Here is a 20,700-nt window from a genome sequence, read left to right as displayed (position 1 = left end):
GCGCACGTGGGAACAGCGTCAGAAGCTGTAGACCAATGACGCGCGACTGGTGGTGTCGGTCGAGACCGAGCCGACCGGCGGCTCGCTTTCATACTGGACGCTGTACGACAGCGCGGCGGAGAGCGGCCCGATCAGCTTGGCGTTGAGCGATGTCGTGCCGCTGAGCGTGCTATTGTAGCGTTGGACATAGGCGGACGCGACCTGGCTGACCGACAGGCCGCTCAGGATCCGCACGCTGAAATTGGCGGTGCCACGCGCGGCGATGCTGCTCTGCTCGGTATCGTCAGTAAATTCGGTGTAGCGATACGCTGGCCCGAGTTCGAGATCGAGCTTGGTCCCCGCGGTCTTGATCACGCTGTAGCCGGCACCGACCGAGGTCGAATAACGGTTGAAATAGCCGAGGAACCGATCGCCTTCATATTGCGCGACGCCGTAGATATAGGCGCGGTCGTCGATCTTGTAGTTGGGCTCGTACGAGGCGAGATAATGCTCGCGCGTCGTGATGTTCTGGTTCGACTGATAGTCCGCCTGCGCATGGAATTTTTGGCGCCAGCGAAGGCCTTCGCGGTTGAGGTCGAGCACCGCCGTGCCGCCCGCGGTGTCGGAATTGCCGGTGGTCAGATAGCCGCCGACCTCGGCCTTGCCGCTCCACAAGTCGAGGAAGCTGGCTTGGCGAATGACCTGCGTGCGCTGCGCTGCGCGGTCGGCTTTCCACTTCTCAGCGATCGCCAGCACCGCGTCGCCGCTGAGCGGATCGGCGGCGCGCGCGTATTTGGCGATCGTGTTGACGTCCGCTTCGTTGCCCGCCTCGAGCGCCGCGTCGAGCATCGCGCGGATCGTCTCGGGGATCATCACCGACTGCGGGTCAGGCGCGTTCGCCAGCAACAGCGGGGCGAGAAGAAGAGGGGCTAAGCGGCGCACAGCCGTTCCGTAACGGCAGCGTGACGGATTGGGAACTGCTCAGCGCTTACCCGTTGCGCCGAGATGTGGCGCGAAGGCGGCGAGTACCTGTTCGTAGAGCGCCTTCTTAAACGGCACGATCAACCGCGGCAGGTCGGCGGGATCGCTCCAGCGCCATGCACGGAACTCCTCGTGGTCAGTGGCGATGTTCACGTCCGCATCGGTGCCGAGGAAGCGGTACAGGAACCAGCGCTGCGTCTGGCCGCGCCATTTGCCTTTCCAGACTTTCCCCAGCAGTTCGGGGGGAAGGTCGTAGACGAATTCGCCAGGCGCTTCGGCGATCAGTTCGACCTTGTCCGGCATGACTCCGGTTTCCTCGCCGAGCTCGCGCAGTGCGGCGGCTTCGGCGTCCTCGCCAGGGTCGATCCCGCCCTGCGGCATCTGCCATGCCTCCAGCGGCGAATCATTGCGCTGGCCGACGAAGATCTTGCCGTCCGCGTTGATGAGCATGATGCCGGCGCAGGGGCGGTAGGGCAGGGTCGAAACGTCGGTCAAAATAGTCTCCGCAACGCAGGTGCTTGGGGCTCGGGCAACTTGGGGGTTGACGGGCGCGCTCCTACCTACGGAGCATGATCCATGTCGTCCACCATCCCGACTATGTCACCCCGGCGCCGGCGCGCTCGACCTATCGCTGGAACAAGAACGGGCTGATCCGCGACCTGTTGCTCGAAAAGGGCGATGCGGTGGCGTGGCACCGCGCTGAAACGACGCCGACCGCGTGGCTGGAGGCGGTGCATGACGAGGATTACGTCGCCGAGGTTCTCCGCGCGGACGTGCCGAAGGAGAAAGAGCGACGGATCGGCTTCCCGGTGACCGCGGCGGTGGCGTCCCGTGCCGCGATCGTGCCGCACGGGACATGGCTGGCCGCGTGCCTCGCGCTGGAACACGGGTTTGCGGCGAACACTGCGGGCGGGAGCCATCATGCGCTGGCGAACACCGGCGCGGGGTTCTGCGTGTTCAACGATCTCGCGGTGGCGGCGGCAAGGCTGATCGACGAGGGGCGGGTGGCGCGCGTGCTCGTCGTCGATTGCGATGTGCATCAGGGCGACGGGACCGCGGCGTTGCTCGCGGGGCGGCCAGAGATCGCGACCTATTCGATCCATGCGGAGAAGAATTTCCCGGTGCGGAAGGCACGATCGACGCTCGACGTGCCGTTGCCGGACAAGGTCGGCGACGAGGCGTATTTGGCAACGCTGGAGGCGACCCTGGTGCCTTTGCTTGACGAGTTCCGGCCCGAGGTGATCCTGTATCAGGCTGGCGTGGATCCGTTCGAGGGCGATCGGCTCGGGCGATTGGCGCTGACCTTGGACGGTCTGGCCCGGCGGGAGCGGCTTGTGGCTGGCCTTGCGATTGCGCGCGGCGTGCCGCTCGCGAGCACGGTGGGTGGTGGGTACGGCGAGGATGCGCTCGCGATCGCCGAGCGGCACGTGGCGGCGATCATGACGCTGGGGGAAACTTTCGCAGCGGCGTGATGCTGGATCACGGGTTGCTGCGTTGGGGATGCGATGACGACTCCCACGCTTCTCTGGCTGCGCCAGGACCTCCGCCTTCACGATCACCCCGCGCTGATCGCCGCCGCTCATGCCGGGCCGGTGATCCCGGTCTACGTGCTCGACGACGACGCGCCGGGGAAATGGAAAATGGGTGGCGCTCAGCGGTGGTGGCTGCACCACACGCTCGACTCGTTTGCCAAGTCGCTGGCGGGCAAGGGATCGAAGCTGATCTTCCGACGCGGGCATGCGGTCGAGACGCTGACCACGCTGATGGAGGAAACCGGCGCCGAGCAGGTCCATGCGATCCGGCACTACGAACCGTGGTGGCGGAAGGCCGAGGCAGCGCTTGGCGATCGGCTGTGCCTCCATGACGGCAACCATCTTGCCCGCGTCGAGGATGTGAAGACCGGGTCGGGCGGGCAGTTCAAGGTGTATTCGTCGTTCTGGAAGGCGCTGAACCAGATTATGCCGCCGGGCGATCCCGAGCCGGCGCCGCGCACGATTCCCGCGCCGTCGAAGTGGCCGAAGAGCGAGACACTGACGGACTGGGATCTGCTGCCGAGCAAGCCGGACTGGTCGACGGGGTTCGGCGATTGGACGCCGGGCGAGGCGCAGGCGTTGAAGAACGCGAAGGCGATGGCGCCGATCGTCGAAGCCTATGACGTCGATCGCAACATGCCGTCGATCGAGGGCACCTCGCGCCTGTCACCGCACCTACATTTCGGCGAGATTTCGCCGCGTGCGGTGTGGCATGCGGTCGATGGACACGGCGACGCGACGACGTTTCGCAAGGAACTGGCGTGGCGCGATTTCACTGATGGCGTCGTGCTGACGATGCCGGATTACGGCGACACGAACGGGCGACCCAAGTTCGACAAGCTGCCCTGGCGCTCGGGCAAGGACGCCGAGGCGGACCTGAAGGCGTGGCAGGAGGGCAAGACCGGCTATCCGATCGTCGATGCCGGGATGCGCCAGCTCTGGGCGACGGGCTGGATGCACAACCGCGTGCGGATGATCACTGCGAGTTTTCTGGTGAAGCATCTGCTGATCGACTGGCGAGAGGGAGAGCGGTGGTTCTGGGATTGCCTGGTCGATGCGGATTACGGGAATAATTCGGTGAACTGGCAGTGGGTCTCGGGGACCGGCGTGGATTCGAACATGTTCGGGCGGATCATGGCGCCGCTTACGCAGTCGGAGAAGTTCGACGCGGGGGATTATATTCGCGAATGGGTGCCGGAACTGGCGAAGGTGACCGGCGAAGCGATCCATGATCCCGACGAGTCCGGCTGCCGGCCGAAGGCGTATCCGGCGAAGATCGTCGGCCACCGCGAAGGGCGCGAGCGAGCGCTCGAAGCCGGGCGGCACGCGCGATAGGGTCGCATCTGCTCCCCTCCCTGGAAGGGAGGGGTTTGGGGGTGGGTTGGCCGGTTCGAGCCAACGACCGTCGACCAAGCGGAACCAGACCCACCCCCAACCCCTCCCTTACAGGGAGGGGAGCGCGTTGTGGCCTTGGATCGCGTTCCAGCCGTTTCGGCGCCGACGCCTCTTTCCTAGCCGCCGCCCGTGTTGCATGGAGCGCCGCGATGACCGCCGTTCCCGCTTTCGACGATGTGCCCGCCGCCCAGGTTTCCCCGGTCGCGCGCCTCGTCGCGCCGGTGTTCCACCGCCTGCTCGACCGGATCGACGCAGGGCTTGAGAGCGGCGGGATCGATGCGCGACTGCCCGACGGCACGCGGCGGCTGATCGGCGGACGCGCGCCCGGGCCTTTGCCGGTCGTCGTCGTACATCGCTGGCGCGCGCTGGTGAGGCTCGCGACGGCCGGGTCGGTTGGCTGGTATGAAGGCTGGGCGGCAGGCGACTGGTCGAGCCCAGACCCGGTGCCGCTGTTCGACCTGTTCATGCGCAACCGGCGCTCGCTCGGCGGCGCGGCACGGTCGGGGGGCGTAGTGCGGCTGGCGGCGCGGGCTTGGCACCGGATGCGGCGGAACGACCTCACCGGATCGCGCAAGAACATCGCCGCGCATTACGACCTCGGGAACGACTTCTACGAGACGTGGCTCGACCAGAGCCTGACCTATTCGAGCGCCATATTCGCCGAGCCGTTCAACGATGCCGAACCGCATGAGGCGGCGCAGGGGACCAAGCTGCGTGCGATCCTCGACCGGACCGGGGCGCGGGCTGGTGATACGATCCTAGAGATCGGCTGTGGCTGGGGATCGTTCGCCGAGATGGCTGCGCGCGCGGGGGTCGGCGTGCACGCGCTGACGCTGTCGACCGAGCAGAAGCGGCAGGTCGACGAGCGGATCGCGGCGGCGGGGCTCGACGGGGTGCAGGTGGCGCTGACCGATTACCGCGACGTCACCGGCACTTATGACGCGGTGGCGAGCATCGAGATGGTCGAGGCGGTCGGCGAGGAATATTGGCCGGTGTATCTCGACGCGATCGCGCGCGCGCTGAAGCCGGGTGGGCGCGCGGCGTTGCAGTATATCTTGATCGACGATGCGATCTTCGATCGCTATTCGCGAAGTGTCGACTTCATCCAGCGCTACGTATTTCCGGGCGGGATGCTGGTGTCCGAGCCGCGGTTTCGCGCGTTGGCCGAGGCGCGTGGGCTGGCGTGGGAGGACCGGCGCGGGTTCGGTCTTCACTATGCCGAGACGTTGCGGCGGTGGCGGGTGGCGTTCGACGCAACGGTTGCGGAAGGGCGGCTGCCGGCGCGGTTCGACGCGCGGTTCGTCGCGTTGTGGCGCTACTATCTGATGTACTGCGAAGGCGGGTTTCTTGGTGGTGGAATCGACGTCGCACAGGTTACGCTTGTTAAGCGGTAGCGCTTTCCTGCGTACGCAGGAATCCAGGGCAACGGGCGGTGGCGATTGTGACCCTGGGCTCCTGCGTTCGCAGGAGAACGGTTAGGCTACCCGCTCGAAGTGGCCGGGTTCGAAGCCCTCGATCGCCAGCGCGACGATGCGGTCGGCGACGACAGTCGGTTCCTTGACCGAGTTCGGATCTTCGCCCGGATAGGCGCGTGCACGCATCTTGGTCCGCGTCGCGCCGGGATCGACGATCGCGGTACGGATAGCGCTGATCTCGGCCATCTCGTCGCCATATGCATCGAGCAGCGTCTCGAATGCAGCCTTCGAAGCGCCGTAGAGGCCCCAGTACGCGCGAGGCTTGCGGCCCACGCTGGAGGTCACGCCGATCACTCTAGCTGACTTGGCTTTTTTCAGCATCGGATCGAATGCTGCGATCAACGCCGCCTGCGCGCTGACGTTGAGCGTCAGGACCTGCGCCATTTCCTTCGGATCGATCGCCGGGACCGACGACAGCGAACCGAGCATGCCCGCGTTCAGCACGAGGATGTCGAGCGCATCCCAGCGGTCGCCGATCGCGGTCGCCAAGCGCGCGATGGCTTCGCTCTCGGCCAGATCGAGCGGTGCGATCGTCGCCGAGCCTCCCGCCGCGTGGATCGTCGCCTCGACCTCTTCAAGACCACCCGGCGTACGCGCCGTCAGGACGACGTGCGCGCCCTTCGCCGCCAGCGCAATCGCGGTCGCGGCACCGATACCACGGCTGGCACCGGTGACCAGCGCCAGCCGGCCTTCGAGAGGCTTGTCCGTCATATCAGCTCCGCGAGTATCAGATGACGCGTTCGGCGAGCATCGCGAACTGGTCGACTTCCGAGCCTTCGTCATGGTCGGTCAGCGTCGTCGGGTAATCCCCGGTGAAGCACGCGTCGCAATATTTCGGGCGGACATCCGCGCGCTTCGCCTCGCCGAGCGCCTTGTAGAGCCCGTCGATCGAGATGAAGTTGAGGCTGTCTGCGTGAATGAAACCGGTCATGCCGCCGAGATCGAGCTTGGCCGCGAGCAGCTTCTCGCGCTCGGGCGTGTCGACGCCGTAGAAGCACGAATGCCGGGTCGGCGGGCTGGCGATCCGCATATGGACTTCGGCGGCACCGGCCTCGCGCATCATCTCGACGATCTTGAGCGAGGTCGTGCCGCGGACGATCGAGTCGTCGACGAGGATGACGCGCTTGCCCTTGATCAGCGCGCGATTGGCGTTGTGCTTCAGCTTCACGCCCAGGTGGCGGACCTTGTCGCCCGGCGAGATGAAGGTGCGGCCGACATAGTGCGAGCGGATGATGCCGAGCTCGAACGGGATGCCCGACTGTTGCGCATAGCCGATCGCCGCTGGCGTGCCCGAATCGGGGACCGGAATGACGAGGTCGGCATCGACAGGCGATTCGATCGCGAGCTGCGCGCCGATCGCTTTGCGCACCGAGTAGATCGAGTGATCGTCGACGATCGAATCGGGGCGCGAGAAATACACCCATTCGAAGATGCACGGCCGCGCCGCCATCGGCGCGAACGGGCGGATCGAGCGGATCTCGGAGCCCTGGACGATGACCAGTTCGCCGGGCTCGATCGCGCGAACGAAGGTGGCGCCGACGACGTCGAGCGCGACCGTCTCCGAGGCGAAGATCACCGCATCGCCGAGCTTGCCCATGACGAGCGGCCGGATGCCGAGCGGATCGCGGCAGGCGATCATGCCCTCGGGCGTCATCACGATCAGCGAATAGGCGCCCTCGATCTGCTTCAGCGCATCGATGAAGCGGTCGAGTAGCGTGCGATAGTTCGAGGTCGCGACAAGGTGGATGATCGTCTCGGTATCGCTGGTCGATTGGAAGATCGAGCCGCGGCGGACGAGCTCGCGACGCAGCCGCATCGCGTTGGAAATGTTGCCGTTATGCGCGATAGCGAAGCCACCGGTCGACAGCTCGGCATAGAGCGGCTGGACGTTGCGCAGCGCGGTCTCGCCGGTCGTCGAATAGCGGACATGCCCACACGCGACCGTGCCCGGCAGTGACCGGATCACGTCGTCGCGGTCGAAGTTCCCGGCGACGTGGCCCATCGCGCGATGCGTGTGGAAATGCGCGCCGTCGAAGGTCGTGATGCCGGCGGCTTCCTGGCCGCGGTGCTGCAACGCGTGCAGCCCCAAGGCTACGAGTGCGGCCGCGCCATCGGTGGCCGAAACGCCAAACACCCCGCATTCTTCGCGGAGTTTGTCGTCATCATAAGGGTTTGTCGTCAGCATGCCGGTTCTCACGTCGTGCGGAAGCTGCCCTATACGAGCGGATCGCCGGCTTGTCGCCTGTTTGTAATAACATTGCGCGGATCGTTTTGAGGGGGCGGTCGCATCGGGGCAGGTTTCGGGTATATCCGGGGCATGACAAACAGCCGCGACACGGGCTTGACGCTCGATCCGAAATTCGATTCCGCCGGACTCCTGACCGCGGTCGTCACTGATCGCGTATCGGGTGACGTGCTGATGGTCGCGCACATGAATGCGGAGGCGCTGGCGGAAACGCAGGCGACCGGCGAGGCGCATTTCTGGTCACGGAGCCGGGAGAAGCTCTGGAAGAAGGGCGAGACGTCGGGGAACGTGCTCCGCGTCGCCGAGCTGCGGATCGATTGCGATCAGGATGCGGTGTGGGTGATCGTCGATGCGGCGGGCCCGGCGTGCCATACCGGCGAGCGCACCTGCTTCTTCCGGCGGATCGAAGGGGGCAAGCTGGTGCCGGCCGAATGAAGCGCGTGCTGCTGCTCGCGCTCGTGCTCGGCGGGTGTGGGCGCGAGCCAAAGACTGCGGCGGCGGACAGCGCGGGGGCTCGGCTCGAGGCTGCGGCGGAGACTGCGGGAATCGTGCCTGACCCGAAGGCGCCGCTGCAAGGATCATGGGCGCGCGATACGGACCGCGTCTGCGTGATCGGCACAGAGAAGACGAGCCGGATCGGCGTCAGCGTCGACTATGGCGAGGACCAGGCGTGCGCCGCGTCAGGAACCGTCGAGCGGTCGGGCGATGCGCTGAAACTCGCGTTCGGCGCCTGCGAGTTCGACGCGCGCTTCGATGGCGATCGGATCGTGTTTCCCGCCGAAGTCCCCGAAGCCTGCGAGGCCCTCTGCACCGGCCGCGCCTCGCTAGCTGCGCTGACCGTCGACCGACTCAGCGAATCGCGATCGGAGGCCGCGACGCTACGGTCGACGAAGGGAAAGTTGCTTTGCGGCAATTGACGTTGACGTAAACGAGAGTTATTTCTCCGGGGATGGCGACACAAGCATCCCCTCGATTGCAGGCGACCCCGCAGTCCTACGCGGTGATCGAGCCGCGGCATGATCGCGAGAGCTTCACGATCTCCGATCTCTCCGCCGAGTTCGACGTCACCGCGCGGGCGCTCCGCTTCTACGAGGACGAGGGCCTGATCGCGCCCGAGCGTCGCGGTACGCAGCGCATCTATTCGCACCGCGACCGCGCGCGTCTCGCCTGGATCCTGCGCGGCAAGCGCGTCGGGTTCAGCCTCGGCGAAATCCGCGAGATGATCGATCTCTACGATCTCGGCGATGGTCGCCGCGCACAGCGCCAGGTCGTGATCGAGCGCAGCCAGGCGCGGATCGCGCTGCTGACCGCGCAGAAGCGCGACATCGATCTCGCCATCGACGAACTCACCAGTTTCGTGGCCCTCCTCGAAGTGAGCCGCGCCCAGGACAACCAAGGATAAACCATGCCCCAGTATACGCCCCCCGTCCGCGACACGCGCTTCGTCCTCGAGCATGTCGTCGGCCTCGATCGCTACAATAATCTCCCCGGCTTCGATGCGGCGTCGCCCGACGTGGTCGACGCGGTGCTCGAAGAAGGCGGCAAGTTCGTCGCCGAAGTGCTGTTCCCGCTCAACCTGTCGGGCGACCAGCAGGGTTGCACGCGGCATGAGGACGGTTCGGTGACGACGCCGGACGGCTTCAAGGAAGCGTATAAGCAGTATGTCGAGAGCGGCTGGGCGACACTCGGCAACCAGCCCGAATATGGCGGGCAGGGCATGCCGCACGTCGTGTCGACCGCGTTCCAGGAATACATGATCTCGTCGAACATGGCGTTCGCGATGTACCCCGGCCTGACGCACGGCGCGATCGCCGCGCTGATCGCCAAGGGCTCGGACGCGCAGAAGGCGATGTACGTGCCGAAGATGGTTTCGGGCGAATGGGGCGGGACGATGAACCTGACCGAGCCGCAGTGCGGCACCGATCTGGGCCTGATCCGCACCAAGGCCGAGCCGCAGGCGGACGGTTCGTACGCCATCACCGGCACGAAGATCTTCATCTCGTCGGGCGAGCATGACCTGACCGAGAACATCATCCATCTCGTGCTGGCCAAGACGCCGGGCGCGCCGGACAGCTCGAAGGGCATCTCGCTGTTCGTCGTGCCGAAGTTCCTTGTGAACGAAGACGGTTCGCTGGGTGCGCGCAACGGCGTCACCTGTGGGTCGATCGAGCACAAGATGGGCATCCACGCGAACTCGACTTGCGTGATGAACTATGATTCGGCGACCGGCTGGCTCGTCGGCGAGGAGATGAAGGGCCTCGCCGCGATGTTCATCATGATGAACGCCGCGCGTCTCGGCGTGGGTCTCCAGGGGCTCGGTGTGGCGGAAGTCGCGTACCAGAACGCCGTCCAGTATGCGCAGGACCGTCGCCAGGGTCGCGCGCTGACCGGGCCGAAGGAGCCGCAGGAGAAGGCGGACACGCTGTTCGTCCATCCCGACATCCGCCGCATGTTGATGGAGGGCAAGTCGCTGACCGAGGGCCTGCGCGCGCTGATCCTGTGGACCGCGCTCCAGGCCGATCTCGAGCACCATGCCGAGACCGAGGAAGAGCGCCAGCTGGCCGGCGATATCATCAGCCTGCTGACCCCGGTCATCAAGGGCTATGGCACCGACATGGGCTATGCGATCGCGACCAACGCGCAGCAGGTTTATGGCGGCCACGGCTACATCGCCGAATGGGGCATGGAACAGTATGTCCGCGATGCCCGGATCGCGATGATCTACGAGGGCACCAACGGCGTCCAGGCGATGGACCTGGTCGGGCGCAAGCTCGCGCAGAATGGCGGGCGCGGGATCCAGGCATTCTTCAAGCTCGTGGCGGACGACGTCGCTGCAGCGAAGAGCGATCCGGCAACGGCGACGTTTGCCGAGGCGCTGGAGAAGGCGAACGGCCAACTCCAGGCGGCGACGATGTGGTTCATGGCGAACGGCATGAAGAACCCCGAGAACGTCGGTGCGGGCGCAGTCAGCTACATGCACCTGATGGGGATCGTCGCTGTCGGCACGATGTGGCTGCGGATGGCGGTAGCTGCGACGAAGCTGAAGGCGGCAGGTGAAGGCGAGGCTGCGTTCCTCGACGCCAAGCTGATCACCGCGCGCTTCTATGCCGAGCGTATCCTGCCGGATGCAGGCGCGCTGCGTCGCAAGATCGAAGGTGGTGCAGAGTCGCTGATGGCACTGCCGCCCGAAATGTTCATGGCCGCCTGATCGGATCTGCCTTCTGCTCCCCTCCCTGGAAGGGAGGGGCAGGGGGTGGGTCGGTTTCCGCGGATCCGAACCGTTGTGGCTCAAGCGGGCCGACCCACCCCCAACCCCTCCCTTCCAGGGAGGGGGGCAGGTTGCGCTTCCCTACTTAGGAGCGGCGGTAGAGGCTGGCGTGGTCGCCGGCAGGGGCGGGGTAGCCACCAGCGTCTTCCGCCGCACCCCGTTCAATTCGGCACCCGCCGGAGCAGTTGGCGCAACGGCGGCAGGCACCGGCACAGCCGTCAGCGTCGCCTGAACCTTCATGCACTGCGTCGGATCGGCGCGTTTGAACTGGCGGCAGTTCCACAGCGACTTCTCGTAGCCGCTGGCCCGATCCCGCAGATAACTGAAACTGAGCGCCGCCGTCTGTGCCGGTGCCAACGGGAGCGACGTCGCCGCCTTGCTGCCGTCGGTCCACGCCATGTACCGGCAGAACGGCTTGTCCCCGCACGCTTGAGCCGCAAGCGCAGTGAGTCCGTCGGCGGTCTGGCCACGCGGCAGGGCTACGAGAATAGTATCGCCATCGAATGGCGCCGCGGGAGCAGCCGTCGTTTCGGTAACTGGTCCAAACCCCATCGCGATCGAAGCCTCCGCCAGCGCCGCATCCGCCTCAGCCAACGCAGCGCCGGTTTTGTGCGCGTCCGACAGCTCGGCAAGCTGGGCGATGACCGGCTCGACGGTCTCCGGGTGACGGCCGAAAGCAGGCGGCGTGCCCCACCAGCCCGACCATCGGAAAAACAGATGCGTGTTCACCGCAGTGATCTTGTCGAGGCTCGACTGCCAATACGGCACGACCCAGTCGGTATGGTAGTGCGTGGCATAGCCGACCTGCTTGAACACCGCGCCGGACAGCGACGCCGCCGCCACTTCGCGCGCGCGGCGCCAGGCATCGTCGGTTGGATGCCAGCGGGTGAGCGCGCCGTCGCAGCTGAAGCTGAACTGGCATCCCGTCGAACGGTCCTGCCCCTCGAATACGACTCCGCACACGGTCTTCGGAAAGGCCGGATGGCGCAGGCGATTGAGTACGACCTGCGCCACCGCACGCTCGCCTAGCGTGTCATCGCCGGCCTCGTAGAGGATACCCGCCGCCATGCAGTCCGTCGCGCGCGCCAGATCCTCCGGGCCGCCGGCGAAGCGAAACGGCCGCGCCGCCGGGTTGGGATCGGTCGAGAACGGCACGGTCGCGTTGAACGCGCGCGCGTCTTCGGGGCTGAGATCGACGAACTTGACCGGCTCAACCTCAGGCACTTCGGCTTGCGGCACGACCCGACCCGCGGGCAGCTTCACCCGCTTCGAGACGTGGACGATCATGGGCGGGTTGGCGACGACCAGCGCAGGCCCGACGATCGCCAGCGCGGAGATGCCGACGAGAGTGGCGCGCAGCACCGTCGTGCCGCGCGCGGAAAGCTCTGCTGTCACTGTTCGGGCAGGAAGTCCGGGACCGACAGATAGCGCTCGCCGGTGTCGTAGTTGAAGCCGAGAACCCGAACATTGTCAGGGAGATCGGGAAGCTTCTGAAGGATCGCTGCGAGCGTAGCGCCCGAGCTGATGCCGACCAGCATGCCCTCTTCGGTCGCCGAGCGCCGCGCCATGTCCTTGGCTACCGCAGCATCGACCTCGATCACGCCGTCGAGTGCCTGCGTGTGCAGGTTGACGGGAATGAAGCCAGCACCGATGCCCTGGATCGGGTGCGGCCCAGGCTGGCCACCGGCGATCACCGGCGACGCGGCGGGCTCGACCGCGTAGACTTTGAGCGATGGCCATTCCTTCTTCAGCGCCTCGGCGACGCCGGTGATATGCCCGCCGGTGCCGACGCCGGTGATGATCACGTCGATCGGCGTGTCACGGAAGTCGGCAAGAATTTCCTGTGCGGTGATAGCGACATGCACGGCGATGTTAGCAGGGTTTTCGAACTGCTGCGGCATCCACGAGCCGGGCGTCTGCTCGACCAGTTCCTTCGCGCGCTCGATCGCGCCCTTCATGCCCTTCTCGCGCGGGGTCAGGTCGAAGGTCGCGCCGTAGGCGAGCATCAGGCGACGGCGCTCGATCGACATGCTCTCGGGCATGACGAGGACGATCTTGTAGCCCTTCACCGCGGCGACGAGCGCGAGGCCGATTCCGGTGTTGCCGCTGGTCGGCTCGATGATCGTGCCGCCGGGCTGGAGATGGCCATCCTTCTCTGCCGCCTCGATCATCGCGAGCGCGATGCGGTCCTTGATCGAGCCGCCGGGGTTCGAGCGCTCGGACTTCACCCAGACTTCGGATTCGGGGAACAGCTTCGACAGGCGGACGTGCGGCGTGTTGCCGATCGTATCGAGGATCGAGTTGGCCTTCATGGCTTGGCTTCTCCGTGCTGAGGTTCGGTCTCGAGGATTTCTGGGGGATCAAAGGTTTTCGCGCGCCCAAGTTCCGGGAACAGCCGCGCCCAGCCGATCGTGATCGCAATAGCACCGACGCCGCCGAACACCACTGCGCCTACGGGACCGAGGAGTGAGGCCATCACGCCGCTCTCGAATTCGCCGAGCTCGTTCGAGGCGGAGATGGTGAGCTGCGACACCGCGCTGACGCGGCCGCGCATCGCGTCGGGGGTGTGGAGCTGGATCAGCGACTGGCGGACATAGACCGAGATCATGTCCGCACCGCCCGCGACGATCAGCGCGACGAGGCTGAGGACGAAGGCGGGCTGGACGGGGATGCCGGCGATGGTGCCGGGCGCGATGCCGAGCAAGGTCACGATCGGGGTGGCGATGCCGAAGGTCAGGATCGCGAGGCCGAACACGACCACCGCGATCAGCATCTTCACGCCGACATTGGTGCTCATCGGGCGGACCGAGAACCAGATCGCGGTCACTGCCGCGCCGATGCCCATGCCCGCCGCGAGTACGCCGAGACCCTGTGAGCCGACGTGCAGGATGTCGCGCGAGTAGACCGGGAGCAGCGAAGTCGCGCCCGCCAGCAGCACCGCGAACAGATCGAGCGTGATCGTCGCGAGGACGAGGCGGTTCCGGCGGACATAGGTGAAGCCCTCGATGATGCGGGCGAGGGGGCGGTGATCGGTCTGCGCGGCTGGCTGCGGCACCGGGCCGATCAGGAACATGAAGAGCAGCGCGACGACGAACAGGATCGTCGCGACGCCGTAGGCGACCTCCGGGTGGATCGCGTAGAGGAGGCCACCGACGCTGGGGCCTGCGATGGTGCCGACCTGCCAGGCGATCGAGCTGATCGCGATTGCGGTCGGGAGGACGGCGCGGGGGACCAGGTTGGGGGCCAGCGCGGAATAGGCGGGGCCGGAGAAGGCTCGGGCGACGCCGAACGCGACCGCAGCCACGAACAGCACGCCAAGCGTGAGGTGGCCGGTCCAGGTCAGCAACCACAGGGTCGCGGCGGTCAGCACCAGCAGAGCCGTCGTGCCGCGGACGATCCAGCGACGGTCGAAGCTGTCCGCGACTAGGCCGGTGATCGGGGTGAGGAGAAACAGCGGCACGAACTGCGCGAACCCGATCATGCCGAGCATGAACGCGGCTTGCCGGATGTCCATCGTCTCGCGGGCGATGTTGTAGACCTGCCACCCAATCACGATCGACATCGCGCTGACGGCTATGGTGCCGGTGAAGCGGGACAGCCAATAGGCGCGGAAATTTGCGATCCGTAAGGGATGCTGGTGGGGGTCTGTTGTGGAGGCCATTGCGATTGGCTTTAGGCGTGGGCGAACGGGAAGGGCAACCGGAGCTTTGCTTGGGGTGGGGATAGCGACTTAGCCAAGCACGCCCACACAAAGAAAGCTTGTTCTCCCGCGAAGGCGGGGACCCAGTCTGGGCTCCCGCCTTCGCGGGAGAACAAGGAAGCGGGAGGTGTCCCGTCTGAGCAACCAGATCGTCACCACCGCTATCCCTGCATATCGGCACCACCCCGGCGAAGGCCGGGGCCCAATTGGGGGACGTCGCCAACTGAGCGATGAGCGTCGTTACTACAACCTTACCAATTGGGCCCCGGCCTTCGCCGGGGTGGTTTGCTCGTGCGGTAGGGCTCGCGCGACCTATCGAGCGCCCCATCCCACACCCCGCAAACCGACATACCCCAGACGGGAATTGATGTTCCGCCCCGTCCGCGCCTATAGGCTCCCTCAACTCCCCTACGGAAAACGAGGTTTCCCACATCGTGGCCAAAGCCCCCCCACCAGCACGCGCAATCGCCGAACCGCCGATTACGAACCGCGAACGACCGGCAGAACCAAAGCCGTACGAGGCGTCAAAGGACGAACTGCTCGAAATGTATCGGCAGATGCTGCTGATCCGCCGTTTCGAGGAAAAAGCGGGCCAGCTCTATGGCTTGGGCCTGATCGGTGGCTTCTGCCATCTCTACATCGGCCAGGAAGCCGTCGCTGTCGGCCTTCAGTCCGCGCTCAACGGCGAGACCGATTCGGTGATCACCGGCTACCGCGATCACGGCCACATGCTTGCCTACGGGATCGACCCGAAGGTGATCATGGCCGAGCTGACCGGGCGCAATTCGGGGATCTCGAAGGGCAAGGGCGGGTCGATGCACATGTTCTCGACCGAGCATAAATTCTACGGCGGCCACGGCATCGTCGGTGCGCAGGTGTCGCTCGGCACCGGCCTCGCGTTCAAGCACAAATATTCGAACGACGGCGGCATCTGCATGGCCTATTTCGGCGACGGCGCCGCGAACCAGGGCCAGGTGTACGAGAGCTTCAACATGGCCGAGCTGTGGAAGCTCCCGATCATCTTCGTGATCGAGAACAACCAGTACGCGATGGGCACGAGCGTCAACCGCGCCTCGGCCGAGGACCAGCTGTATCGCCGCGGCGAGAGCTTCCGCATTCCCGGCATCCAGGTCGACGGCATGGACGTGCTGGCGTGCCGCGGTGCCGCCGAGGAAGCGCTGGCGTGGGTCCGTGCGGGCAAGGGCCCGGTCATCCTCGAGATGAAGACGTACCGTTACCGTGGCCATTCGATGTCCGATCCGGCCAAGTACCGCACGCGTGACGAGGTCCAGGCGGTCCGCGACAAGTCGGATCCGATCGATCACATGAAGAAGCTGCTCGACGCGCAGGGCGTGAGCGAGGCGGACCTCAAATCGCTTGAACAGGAAATCAGGAAAATCGTGAACGAAGCCGCCGATTTCGCCGAGCAGACCCCGGAGCCGGATGCTGCCGAGCTCTACACCGACGTTCTGGTGGAGAAGTACTGATGGCGATCGAGATCAAGATGCCCGCGCTCTCCCCGACGATGGAAGAGGGCACGCTGGCCAAGTGGCTCGTCAAGGAAGGCGACAGCGTCAAGTCGGGCGACATCCTCGCAGAGATCGAGACCGACAAGGCGACGATGGAGTTCGAGGCGATCGACGAAGGTACGATCGGTTCGATCGCCGTCGCCGAGGGCACTGACAACGTGAAGGTCGGCACCGTTATCGCGACGATCCTCGAAGAGGGCGAGAGCGCAAGCGACGCCAAGCCGACTGAAGCACGCTCCGGCGATGCGGCCAACGCCGCGCCGAAGGAAACGCCGTCGGACGACAAGGCTCCCCCGGTTCCCGAAGGCGCTTCGCCCGCCAAGGCCGAAAGCGGCACGCAGCAGCTCGTCGCATCGGCGGAGAAGGTCGGCATCTCCGACCCGGCGATCCCCGAGGGCACCGAGATGGTCAAGACGACCGTCCGCGAAGCCCTGCGCGACGCGATGGCCGAGGAAATGCGCGAGGACGACCGCGTCTTCGTGATGGGCGAGGAAGTCGCGCAGTATCAGGGCGCATACAAGGTCACGCAGGGGCTGCTCGACGAGTTCGGCGACCGTCGCGTGATCGACACGCCGATCACCGAATACGGCTTTGCCGGCATCGGTGCAGGCGCGGCGATGGGTGGCCTTCGCCCGATCGTCGAGTTCATGACCTTCAACTTCGCGTTGCAGGCGATCGACCACATCATCAACTCGGCCGCCAAGACCAACTACATGTCGGGCGGCCAGATGCGCTGCCCGATCGTGTTCCGCGGTCCCAACGGCGCAGCGTCGCGCGTGGGTGCACAGCATTCGCACAACTTCGCGGCGTGGTATGCGAGCGTTCCCGGCCTGATCGTGATCGCGCCGTATGACGCGGCGGACGCCAAGGGCCTGCTCAAGGCCGCGATCCGCACCGAGGATCCGGTCGTGTTCCTCGAGAACGAGCTGATGTACGGCCGCAGCTTCGACGTCCCCAAGCTCGACAACCACGTCCTGCCGATCGGCAAGGCGCGGATCGTCCGCGAGGGCAAGGACGTCACGATCGTCAGCTACTCGATCGGGGTCGGCATTTCCTTGGAAGCCGCCGAGAAGCTTGCCGAAGAGGGCATCGACGCGGAGGTGATCGACCTGCGCACGCTGCGCCCGCTCGACACCGAGACGGTCCTGAAGAGCCTCGCCAAGACCAACCGCATGATCATCGTCGAAGAAAATTGGGCAACCTGCTCGATCGCCTCGGAGATCGTGTCGGTGGTGATGGAGCACGGCTTCGACGACCTCGACGCACCGGTGCTCCGCGTGACGAACGAAGACGTGCCGATGCCCTATGCGGCGAACCTCGAAAAGCTAATGCTGGTCGACGTCGCGAAGGTCGTGACGGCGGTGAAGAAGGTTACGTACAAGTAAGAAGATGGGCCGGGGTTCTGCAAGGAACCCCGGCGCATGCCGCCGTCAGGTCGTGAACTTGTCGCAGGTCGATCGGATTGCGGCGGTTGCGGGCGCGGGATTAAAGATCTGGGAAAAATCCCGTCTGTCCCTGACGATGAACGACGCGATATAGTGGAGCTTAGTGGCACCACTCGGCAGCCAGGCGGTACCCACGACCGGCATATAGTCGTAGTTTATCTCGACGAACATCAGCCCTGAATTCGGCGGCGCGATGACCTTGGCGCCTGCGTCGCCCATGCCCCCGGCGGATACGATGCCATCGTTGGCGGGAGTAGCATCAGTGCCGTCGGTCGCCGACGTGGCGCCATAGCTCGATGCATAGCCAGCCCCTGACTTCAGTCCCAGACAGCGCTGCCAGTGGATCACCTGATTGCCGTTCTGTTCCTCCAGGCTCGATAGCGTTACGCGCCCCCGCGTCGATAGCTTCATCGCCGCGCCCTGGTTGCGCAACGCTGCCAGAACGTCGTTGATATCGACCTCGCGGAGTTGCTCAGTCGCTAGCGAACTCTGCACGCCGACGCGAGACGCGTTGTCGGCGAGGTTCAGCGCCATCTGGCTGATGCGCAGATTTGCCAGCGCAAGATTTGCCGTCTCTACGCCGTACAGGCCGAGCGCGAGAACGATCGGCATCGACAAAGCGAACTCGAGCAGCGCGAGCCCCGAGCGGTCGCCCGAAAACCTGCGCGCCGATCGGCAAACGCGTGCGATCCTGGTCATGTGCATACCGACTTTACCGTAATCGTGGTTTGCGTCGCATAGGGCTGGTTCTTGAGCAGGGTCTTGGCACGGATCGTTTGGGTTGGCGCGACCCCGAAGAAACTCATGACCGGAAACAGGCGGGGATAGACGACGGTGACCGTATACAGCGTGACATCGTCGGCACCGCCCTGACCAGTCTTGCCTGGATCGAGATCATAGGTGTTGTTCCCGTTGATATCGTCGAAACATTCCTTGGGATCGCGGACGCCGTTGCCGTTGGTATCCGTAAACGGTTCCGGATTGACCGAACTGAAGCTGGCGTAGCTTTTGCGGGTCGCGGAGAAGGTCGCTTGCGCGGCGATACTCTGCACCATCGTCGCCACCTTGGAATCGATGACCGCGGTGTTCTCCGAACCACCCTGGATAGCGGAATCCCGCCCGGCCTTTTGCAGCGCACCGTCGAGAATGGACTGGACATAAGTCTGATAGATCAGCTCACCCAGGCCCATGATCATCGCCAGCATGACGGGAAGGACGATCGCGAACTCGATGATCGTCGCACCGGTCCGATCGAGTGCAAGCGACGAGACCTTGCGGCGCCGGGTCACTTGGACACCCGCAGCATCGCAACCTGCGTCGCGATATTCTGGAAGACATCCCGCAAATCCTTGTCCGACTTAGGCGCGAACGCCATCGCGGTCGTGGTCGCGCAAGCCCTTTCCTCGTTAGTGATGGCATCACCCAGCGCCACGACATAGACCCGGATGTTGCGAGCCCGCGCGGCGTCGCATTCCGCCAGGAACCGGGCGTTATGCCGCGCTTTATAATCGGCCGTATCGGCATAGTTGCCGCCGGTTACCCGCTGATCGTAACGCTCCACTCCGTACATCCCGTAGACATCGGAATTCGGCGACATCTCGCCATCGGTCATGAACACGATATACCGGTTAGGGGCGTTGCGGCCGGGCCAAGCCGCCGTGTCGTCCTTGAATATGCCGGTAGGCGATATGAAACGCATGCCCCATATCATGCCGGTATCGTGATACGTGCCCCCGATGGCCCGAAAGTCCGCGGCGTTCACGTAACCGCTGACATCGTTACGACTCATCGGCGCGAGCCTCCTCGCCGGCTTGCCGCACGACACGTAACCTGACTTCAGAAACGCGGGATCACCACCGTAATTCGGGAAATATCCAGGATAATCGCGGTCGCCGACATCGATGCTGTCGTAATCGTACCGGTAGTAATATTGCTGCGGCCATAAAGGCTTCCAGCGCGTAGCGTCGCTGTCGGGGACGTAGTCGGGATCCAGATCGTCAGGCAGGTTCGCGGGATCGAACGACGTACTCGGCGTCGTATCGCGTTCCTCGATGCATCCCTGCCACCGATTGTCGTTGGGGCCGTTCAGCTTGCTGGGATCGGCGACGTAGTCACCGGCAACATACCGCGATACGTCCATCAAGGGCGTCTTGGCATAGCGCCACAGCGGAACGACCGTCTGTTCCGATACGGTGCACGTGCCGCCATTGGAGGATCCCCAACTGGATCTGCGAACCAGCGCTTCGCCCGCGCTGTTGTATCCGGTCGGTGGGTACCGGCCTCCCGCCGCCGTACAGTTGGCCTGTGACGTCCTCGTGGTACTCGACGACCGCGGATTGCCGACCGCGTCGTCCCCGACGATCCGGCGCGACTGATAGGCCCAATTCTTGACGAGGTAATTGGGGTCGGTCGCCATGATTGCCGCCCCGGCGTTCACCGTCGAGGTGTAGGGGACGAAGCCATAGCGGATATGCGTCGACGGATCGGCATTGGCGGCAAGCGTGTCGTAAAAGACCATCACGGCGTTCCGGAGCGCGACGATCCGTGAGCTGGGCTTTTCCGTATAGGAATAGCCCGGCGATCCGTCAGGCCGGGTATATGTTTCGCTGGTCATAGTGCACCCACCCGTCTCGGAAGGCGCGCAGGTCATCGACCCGGTCGTGTCGAGGATGAACATGACGTCGGTGTCGGCCACGTCGTACCGCGCTTCGCACGTCACGGTGAGCGTCACGTCCGGCGCCGCGAACATCTTCATGATCGTCATCGGAACGACCGACTTGGCGATGCCGGCAACCTGCTGATCAGACGTCTTGGACGGGGTAAAATCCGCAGTCTTCGTACCCAGCCAGCCCAACCGAAAGTTGTTCTTGAAGAACGCGTTGGCCTGCGCTGTTGCAGTCGAGTCGAGCGTGGTGGCGTTGCTGCTCGTCATGAACTTGCGACCGGCAAGTGCGCCGGCATCGCACGCCTGCTGCAACCTTACCTTGACCACATACATGCGCGCCACGTCGATCGCCGATCCCGCCAGCGCCGCCAACGGGATCAGCGACGCCGCCATAATCGCAAGCGTATTGCCGCGGACGTCCGTTCTCAGCCGGCCCAGCACGGTGGTCGGCGTATCCGCCCGTTTGCTGTGATTGATGCGCATGCT

Annotated in this window: 19 protein-coding genes; 9 read left to right on the top strand and 10 right to left on the bottom strand. The window is 65.1% G+C overall.

Annotated elements, in window-relative coordinates:
* Positions 1-18: 18 nt before the first annotated feature.
* Both AC59GX_RS17560 and AC59GX_RS17555 read right to left on the bottom strand, forming a co-directional pair.
* Positions 19-921, bottom strand: a complete 903-nt coding sequence (locus tag AC59GX_RS17560; protein ID WP_056481996.1) for a DUF481 domain-containing protein — start codon at positions 919-921, stop codon at positions 19-21.
* A gap of 39 nt (positions 922-960) precedes the next feature.
* On the bottom strand, positions 961-1,455 hold the full coding sequence (locus AC59GX_RS17555; protein ID WP_426282052.1) for an RNA pyrophosphohydrolase: 495 nt from the start codon (positions 1,453-1,455) through the stop codon (positions 961-963).
* Between the two features lie 74 nt (positions 1,456-1,529).
* Here AC59GX_RS17555 and AC59GX_RS17550 point away from each other — a divergent pair, with 74 nt between their 5' ends.
* The 3 genes from AC59GX_RS17550 (at position 1,530) to AC59GX_RS17540 (ending at position 5,281) form a co-directional block, all read left to right on the top strand.
* Positions 1,530-2,432: a histone deacetylase family protein gene (locus AC59GX_RS17550; protein WP_426282053.1), complete on the top strand. Its 903-nt coding sequence runs from the start codon at positions 1,530-1,532 to the stop codon at positions 2,430-2,432.
* Between the two features lie 33 nt (positions 2,433-2,465).
* The gene (locus tag AC59GX_RS17545) at positions 2,466-3,827 is read left to right on the top strand and encodes a cryptochrome/photolyase family protein (RefSeq protein WP_426282055.1); all 1,362 of its coding nucleotides are present in this window, start codon (positions 2,466-2,468) and stop codon (positions 3,825-3,827) included.
* A 209-nt stretch (positions 3,828-4,036) separates the two neighbouring features.
* Entirely contained in the window at positions 4,037-5,281 is a 1,245-nt protein-coding gene (locus AC59GX_RS17540; protein WP_426282056.1) for a class I SAM-dependent methyltransferase, read from the top strand.
* 81 nt (positions 5,282-5,362) lie between these two features.
* Here AC59GX_RS17540 and AC59GX_RS17535 read toward each other — a convergent pair whose 3' ends face one another.
* A complete protein-coding gene (locus tag AC59GX_RS17535; protein WP_426282057.1) occupies positions 5,363-6,073 on the bottom strand; it encodes an SDR family NAD(P)-dependent oxidoreductase in 711 nt (236 codons plus the stop codon).
* Between the two features lie 16 nt (positions 6,074-6,089).
* On the bottom strand, positions 6,090-7,547 hold the full coding sequence (gene purF, locus AC59GX_RS17530) for an amidophosphoribosyltransferase (RefSeq protein WP_056058607.1): 1,458 nt from the start codon (positions 7,545-7,547) through the stop codon (positions 6,090-6,092).
* A gap of 132 nt (positions 7,548-7,679) precedes the next feature.
* Here purF and hisI point away from each other — a divergent pair, with 132 nt between their 5' ends.
* The 4 genes from hisI to AC59GX_RS17510 are packed head-to-tail and all read left to right on the top strand — an operon-like array spanning position 7,680 to position 10,815.
* Positions 7,680-8,042, top strand: a complete 363-nt coding sequence (hisI, locus tag AC59GX_RS17525; protein ID WP_426282059.1) for a phosphoribosyl-AMP cyclohydrolase — start codon at positions 7,680-7,682, stop codon at positions 8,040-8,042.
* Positions 8,039-8,524 carry a hypothetical protein gene (locus tag AC59GX_RS17520; protein ID WP_426282060.1) on the top strand — a complete coding sequence of 162 codons (486 nt, stop codon included), beginning with the start codon at positions 8,039-8,041 and terminating at the stop codon, positions 8,522-8,524. The genes hisI and AC59GX_RS17520 overlap by 4 nt, the downstream gene beginning before the upstream one ends.
* 32 nt (positions 8,525-8,556) lie before the next feature.
* Positions 8,557-9,009: a MerR family transcriptional regulator gene (locus tag AC59GX_RS17515; protein WP_056049049.1), complete on the top strand. Its 453-nt coding sequence runs from the start codon at positions 8,557-8,559 to the stop codon at positions 9,007-9,009.
* A 3-nt stretch (positions 9,010-9,012) separates the two neighbouring features.
* Positions 9,013-10,815: an acyl-CoA dehydrogenase C-terminal domain-containing protein gene (locus AC59GX_RS17510; RefSeq protein WP_426282061.1), complete on the top strand. Its 1,803-nt coding sequence runs from the start codon at positions 9,013-9,015 to the stop codon at positions 10,813-10,815.
* Between the two features lie 141 nt (positions 10,816-10,956).
* On the opposite strand, the gene AC59GX_RS17505 is transcribed toward AC59GX_RS17510, so the two are convergent.
* Genes AC59GX_RS17505 through AC59GX_RS17495 form a run of 3 tightly spaced genes read right to left on the bottom strand, consistent with a single transcriptional unit; the run spans position 10,957 to position 14,536 of the window.
* Positions 10,957-12,270, bottom strand: a complete 1,314-nt coding sequence (locus AC59GX_RS17505; protein WP_497302119.1) for a cell wall hydrolase — start codon at positions 12,268-12,270, stop codon at positions 10,957-10,959.
* A complete protein-coding gene (cysK, locus tag AC59GX_RS17500; protein WP_426282064.1) occupies positions 12,267-13,187 on the bottom strand; it encodes a cysteine synthase A in 921 nt (306 codons plus the stop codon). Before cysK ends, AC59GX_RS17505 begins: the two co-directional genes overlap by 4 nt.
* Complete coding sequence (locus AC59GX_RS17495) at positions 13,184-14,536, bottom strand: MFS transporter (RefSeq protein WP_426282065.1); 1,353 nt, start codon at positions 14,534-14,536, stop codon at positions 13,184-13,186. Before AC59GX_RS17495 ends, cysK begins: the two co-directional genes overlap by 4 nt.
* Positions 14,537-15,009: 473 nt before the next feature.
* On the opposite strand from AC59GX_RS17495, the gene pdhA reads away from it, so the two are divergent.
* Both pdhA and AC59GX_RS17485 read left to right on the top strand, forming a co-directional pair.
* Positions 15,010-16,062 (top strand): pyruvate dehydrogenase (acetyl-transferring) E1 component subunit alpha, encoded by a 1,053-nt coding sequence (pdhA, locus tag AC59GX_RS17490; RefSeq protein ID WP_426282067.1) that lies wholly within the window; start codon positions 15,010-15,012, stop codon positions 16,060-16,062.
* Positions 16,062-17,489 carry a pyruvate dehydrogenase complex E1 component subunit beta gene (locus AC59GX_RS17485; RefSeq protein WP_426282068.1) on the top strand — a complete coding sequence of 476 codons (1,428 nt, stop codon included), beginning with the start codon at positions 16,062-16,064 and terminating at the stop codon, positions 17,487-17,489. The genes pdhA and AC59GX_RS17485 overlap by 1 nt, the downstream gene beginning before the upstream one ends.
* A gap of 45 nt (positions 17,490-17,534) precedes the next feature.
* Here the strand turns inward: AC59GX_RS17485 and AC59GX_RS17480 are convergent, their stop codons facing one another.
* The 3 genes from AC59GX_RS17480 to AC59GX_RS17470 are packed head-to-tail and all read right to left on the bottom strand — an operon-like array spanning position 17,535 to position 20,697.
* Positions 17,535-18,248, bottom strand: a complete 714-nt coding sequence (locus tag AC59GX_RS17480) for a TadE/TadG family type IV pilus assembly protein (protein ID WP_426282069.1) — start codon at positions 18,246-18,248, stop codon at positions 17,535-17,537.
* Complete coding sequence (locus AC59GX_RS17475; RefSeq protein ID WP_247599375.1) at positions 18,245-18,838, bottom strand: TadE/TadG family type IV pilus assembly protein; 594 nt, start codon at positions 18,836-18,838, stop codon at positions 18,245-18,247. The genes AC59GX_RS17480 and AC59GX_RS17475 overlap by 4 nt, the downstream gene beginning before the upstream one ends.
* Positions 18,835-20,697 carry a TadE/TadG family type IV pilus assembly protein gene (locus tag AC59GX_RS17470; protein ID WP_426282070.1) on the bottom strand — a complete coding sequence of 621 codons (1,863 nt, stop codon included), beginning with the start codon at positions 20,695-20,697 and terminating at the stop codon, positions 18,835-18,837. The genes AC59GX_RS17475 and AC59GX_RS17470 overlap by 4 nt, the downstream gene beginning before the upstream one ends.
* Between the last annotated feature and the right edge of the window lie 3 nt (positions 20,698-20,700).

This window comes from Sphingomonas sp. 320_CC (assembly GCF_059691795.1).
This window is presented reverse-complemented; position numbering and strand designations above follow the sequence as displayed.

Excerpts from the sequence above, each read along its gene's own strand:
- AC59GX_RS17510 (WP_426282061.1), top strand. The coding sequence starts at position 9,013 with ATGCCCCAGTATACGCCCCCCGTCCGCGACACGCGCTTCGTCCTCGAG.
- AC59GX_RS17495 (WP_426282065.1), bottom strand. The coding sequence starts at position 14,536 with ATGGCCTCCACAACAGACCCCCACCAGCATCCCTTACGGATCGCAAAT.
- AC59GX_RS17520 (WP_426282060.1), top strand. The coding sequence starts at position 8,039 with ATGAAGCGCGTGCTGCTGCTCGCGCTCGTGCTCGGCGGGTGTGGGCGC.
- AC59GX_RS17485 (WP_426282068.1), top strand. The coding sequence starts at position 16,062 with ATGGCGATCGAGATCAAGATGCCCGCGCTCTCCCCGACGATGGAAGAG.
- hisI (WP_426282059.1), top strand. The coding sequence starts at position 7,680 with ATGACAAACAGCCGCGACACGGGCTTGACGCTCGATCCGAAATTCGAT.
- purF (WP_056058607.1), bottom strand. The coding sequence starts at position 7,547 with ATGCTGACGACAAACCCTTATGATGACGACAAACTCCGCGAAGAATGC.
- AC59GX_RS17470 (WP_426282070.1), bottom strand. The coding sequence starts at position 20,697 with ATGCGCATCAATCACAGCAAACGGGCGGATACGCCGACCACCGTGCTG.
- AC59GX_RS17540 (WP_426282056.1), top strand. The coding sequence starts at position 4,037 with ATGACCGCCGTTCCCGCTTTCGACGATGTGCCCGCCGCCCAGGTTTCC.
- AC59GX_RS17535 (WP_426282057.1), bottom strand. The coding sequence starts at position 6,073 with ATGACGGACAAGCCTCTCGAAGGCCGGCTGGCGCTGGTCACCGGTGCC.
- AC59GX_RS17480 (WP_426282069.1), bottom strand. The coding sequence starts at position 18,248 with ATGACCAGGATCGCACGCGTTTGCCGATCGGCGCGCAGGTTTTCGGGC.
- AC59GX_RS17545 (WP_426282055.1), top strand. The coding sequence starts at position 2,466 with ATGACGACTCCCACGCTTCTCTGGCTGCGCCAGGACCTCCGCCTTCAC.
- cysK (WP_426282064.1), bottom strand. The coding sequence starts at position 13,187 with ATGAAGGCCAACTCGATCCTCGATACGATCGGCAACACGCCGCACGTC.
- AC59GX_RS17515 (WP_056049049.1), top strand. The coding sequence starts at position 8,557 with ATGGCGACACAAGCATCCCCTCGATTGCAGGCGACCCCGCAGTCCTAC.
- AC59GX_RS17550 (WP_426282053.1), top strand. The coding sequence starts at position 1,530 with ATGATCCATGTCGTCCACCATCCCGACTATGTCACCCCGGCGCCGGCG.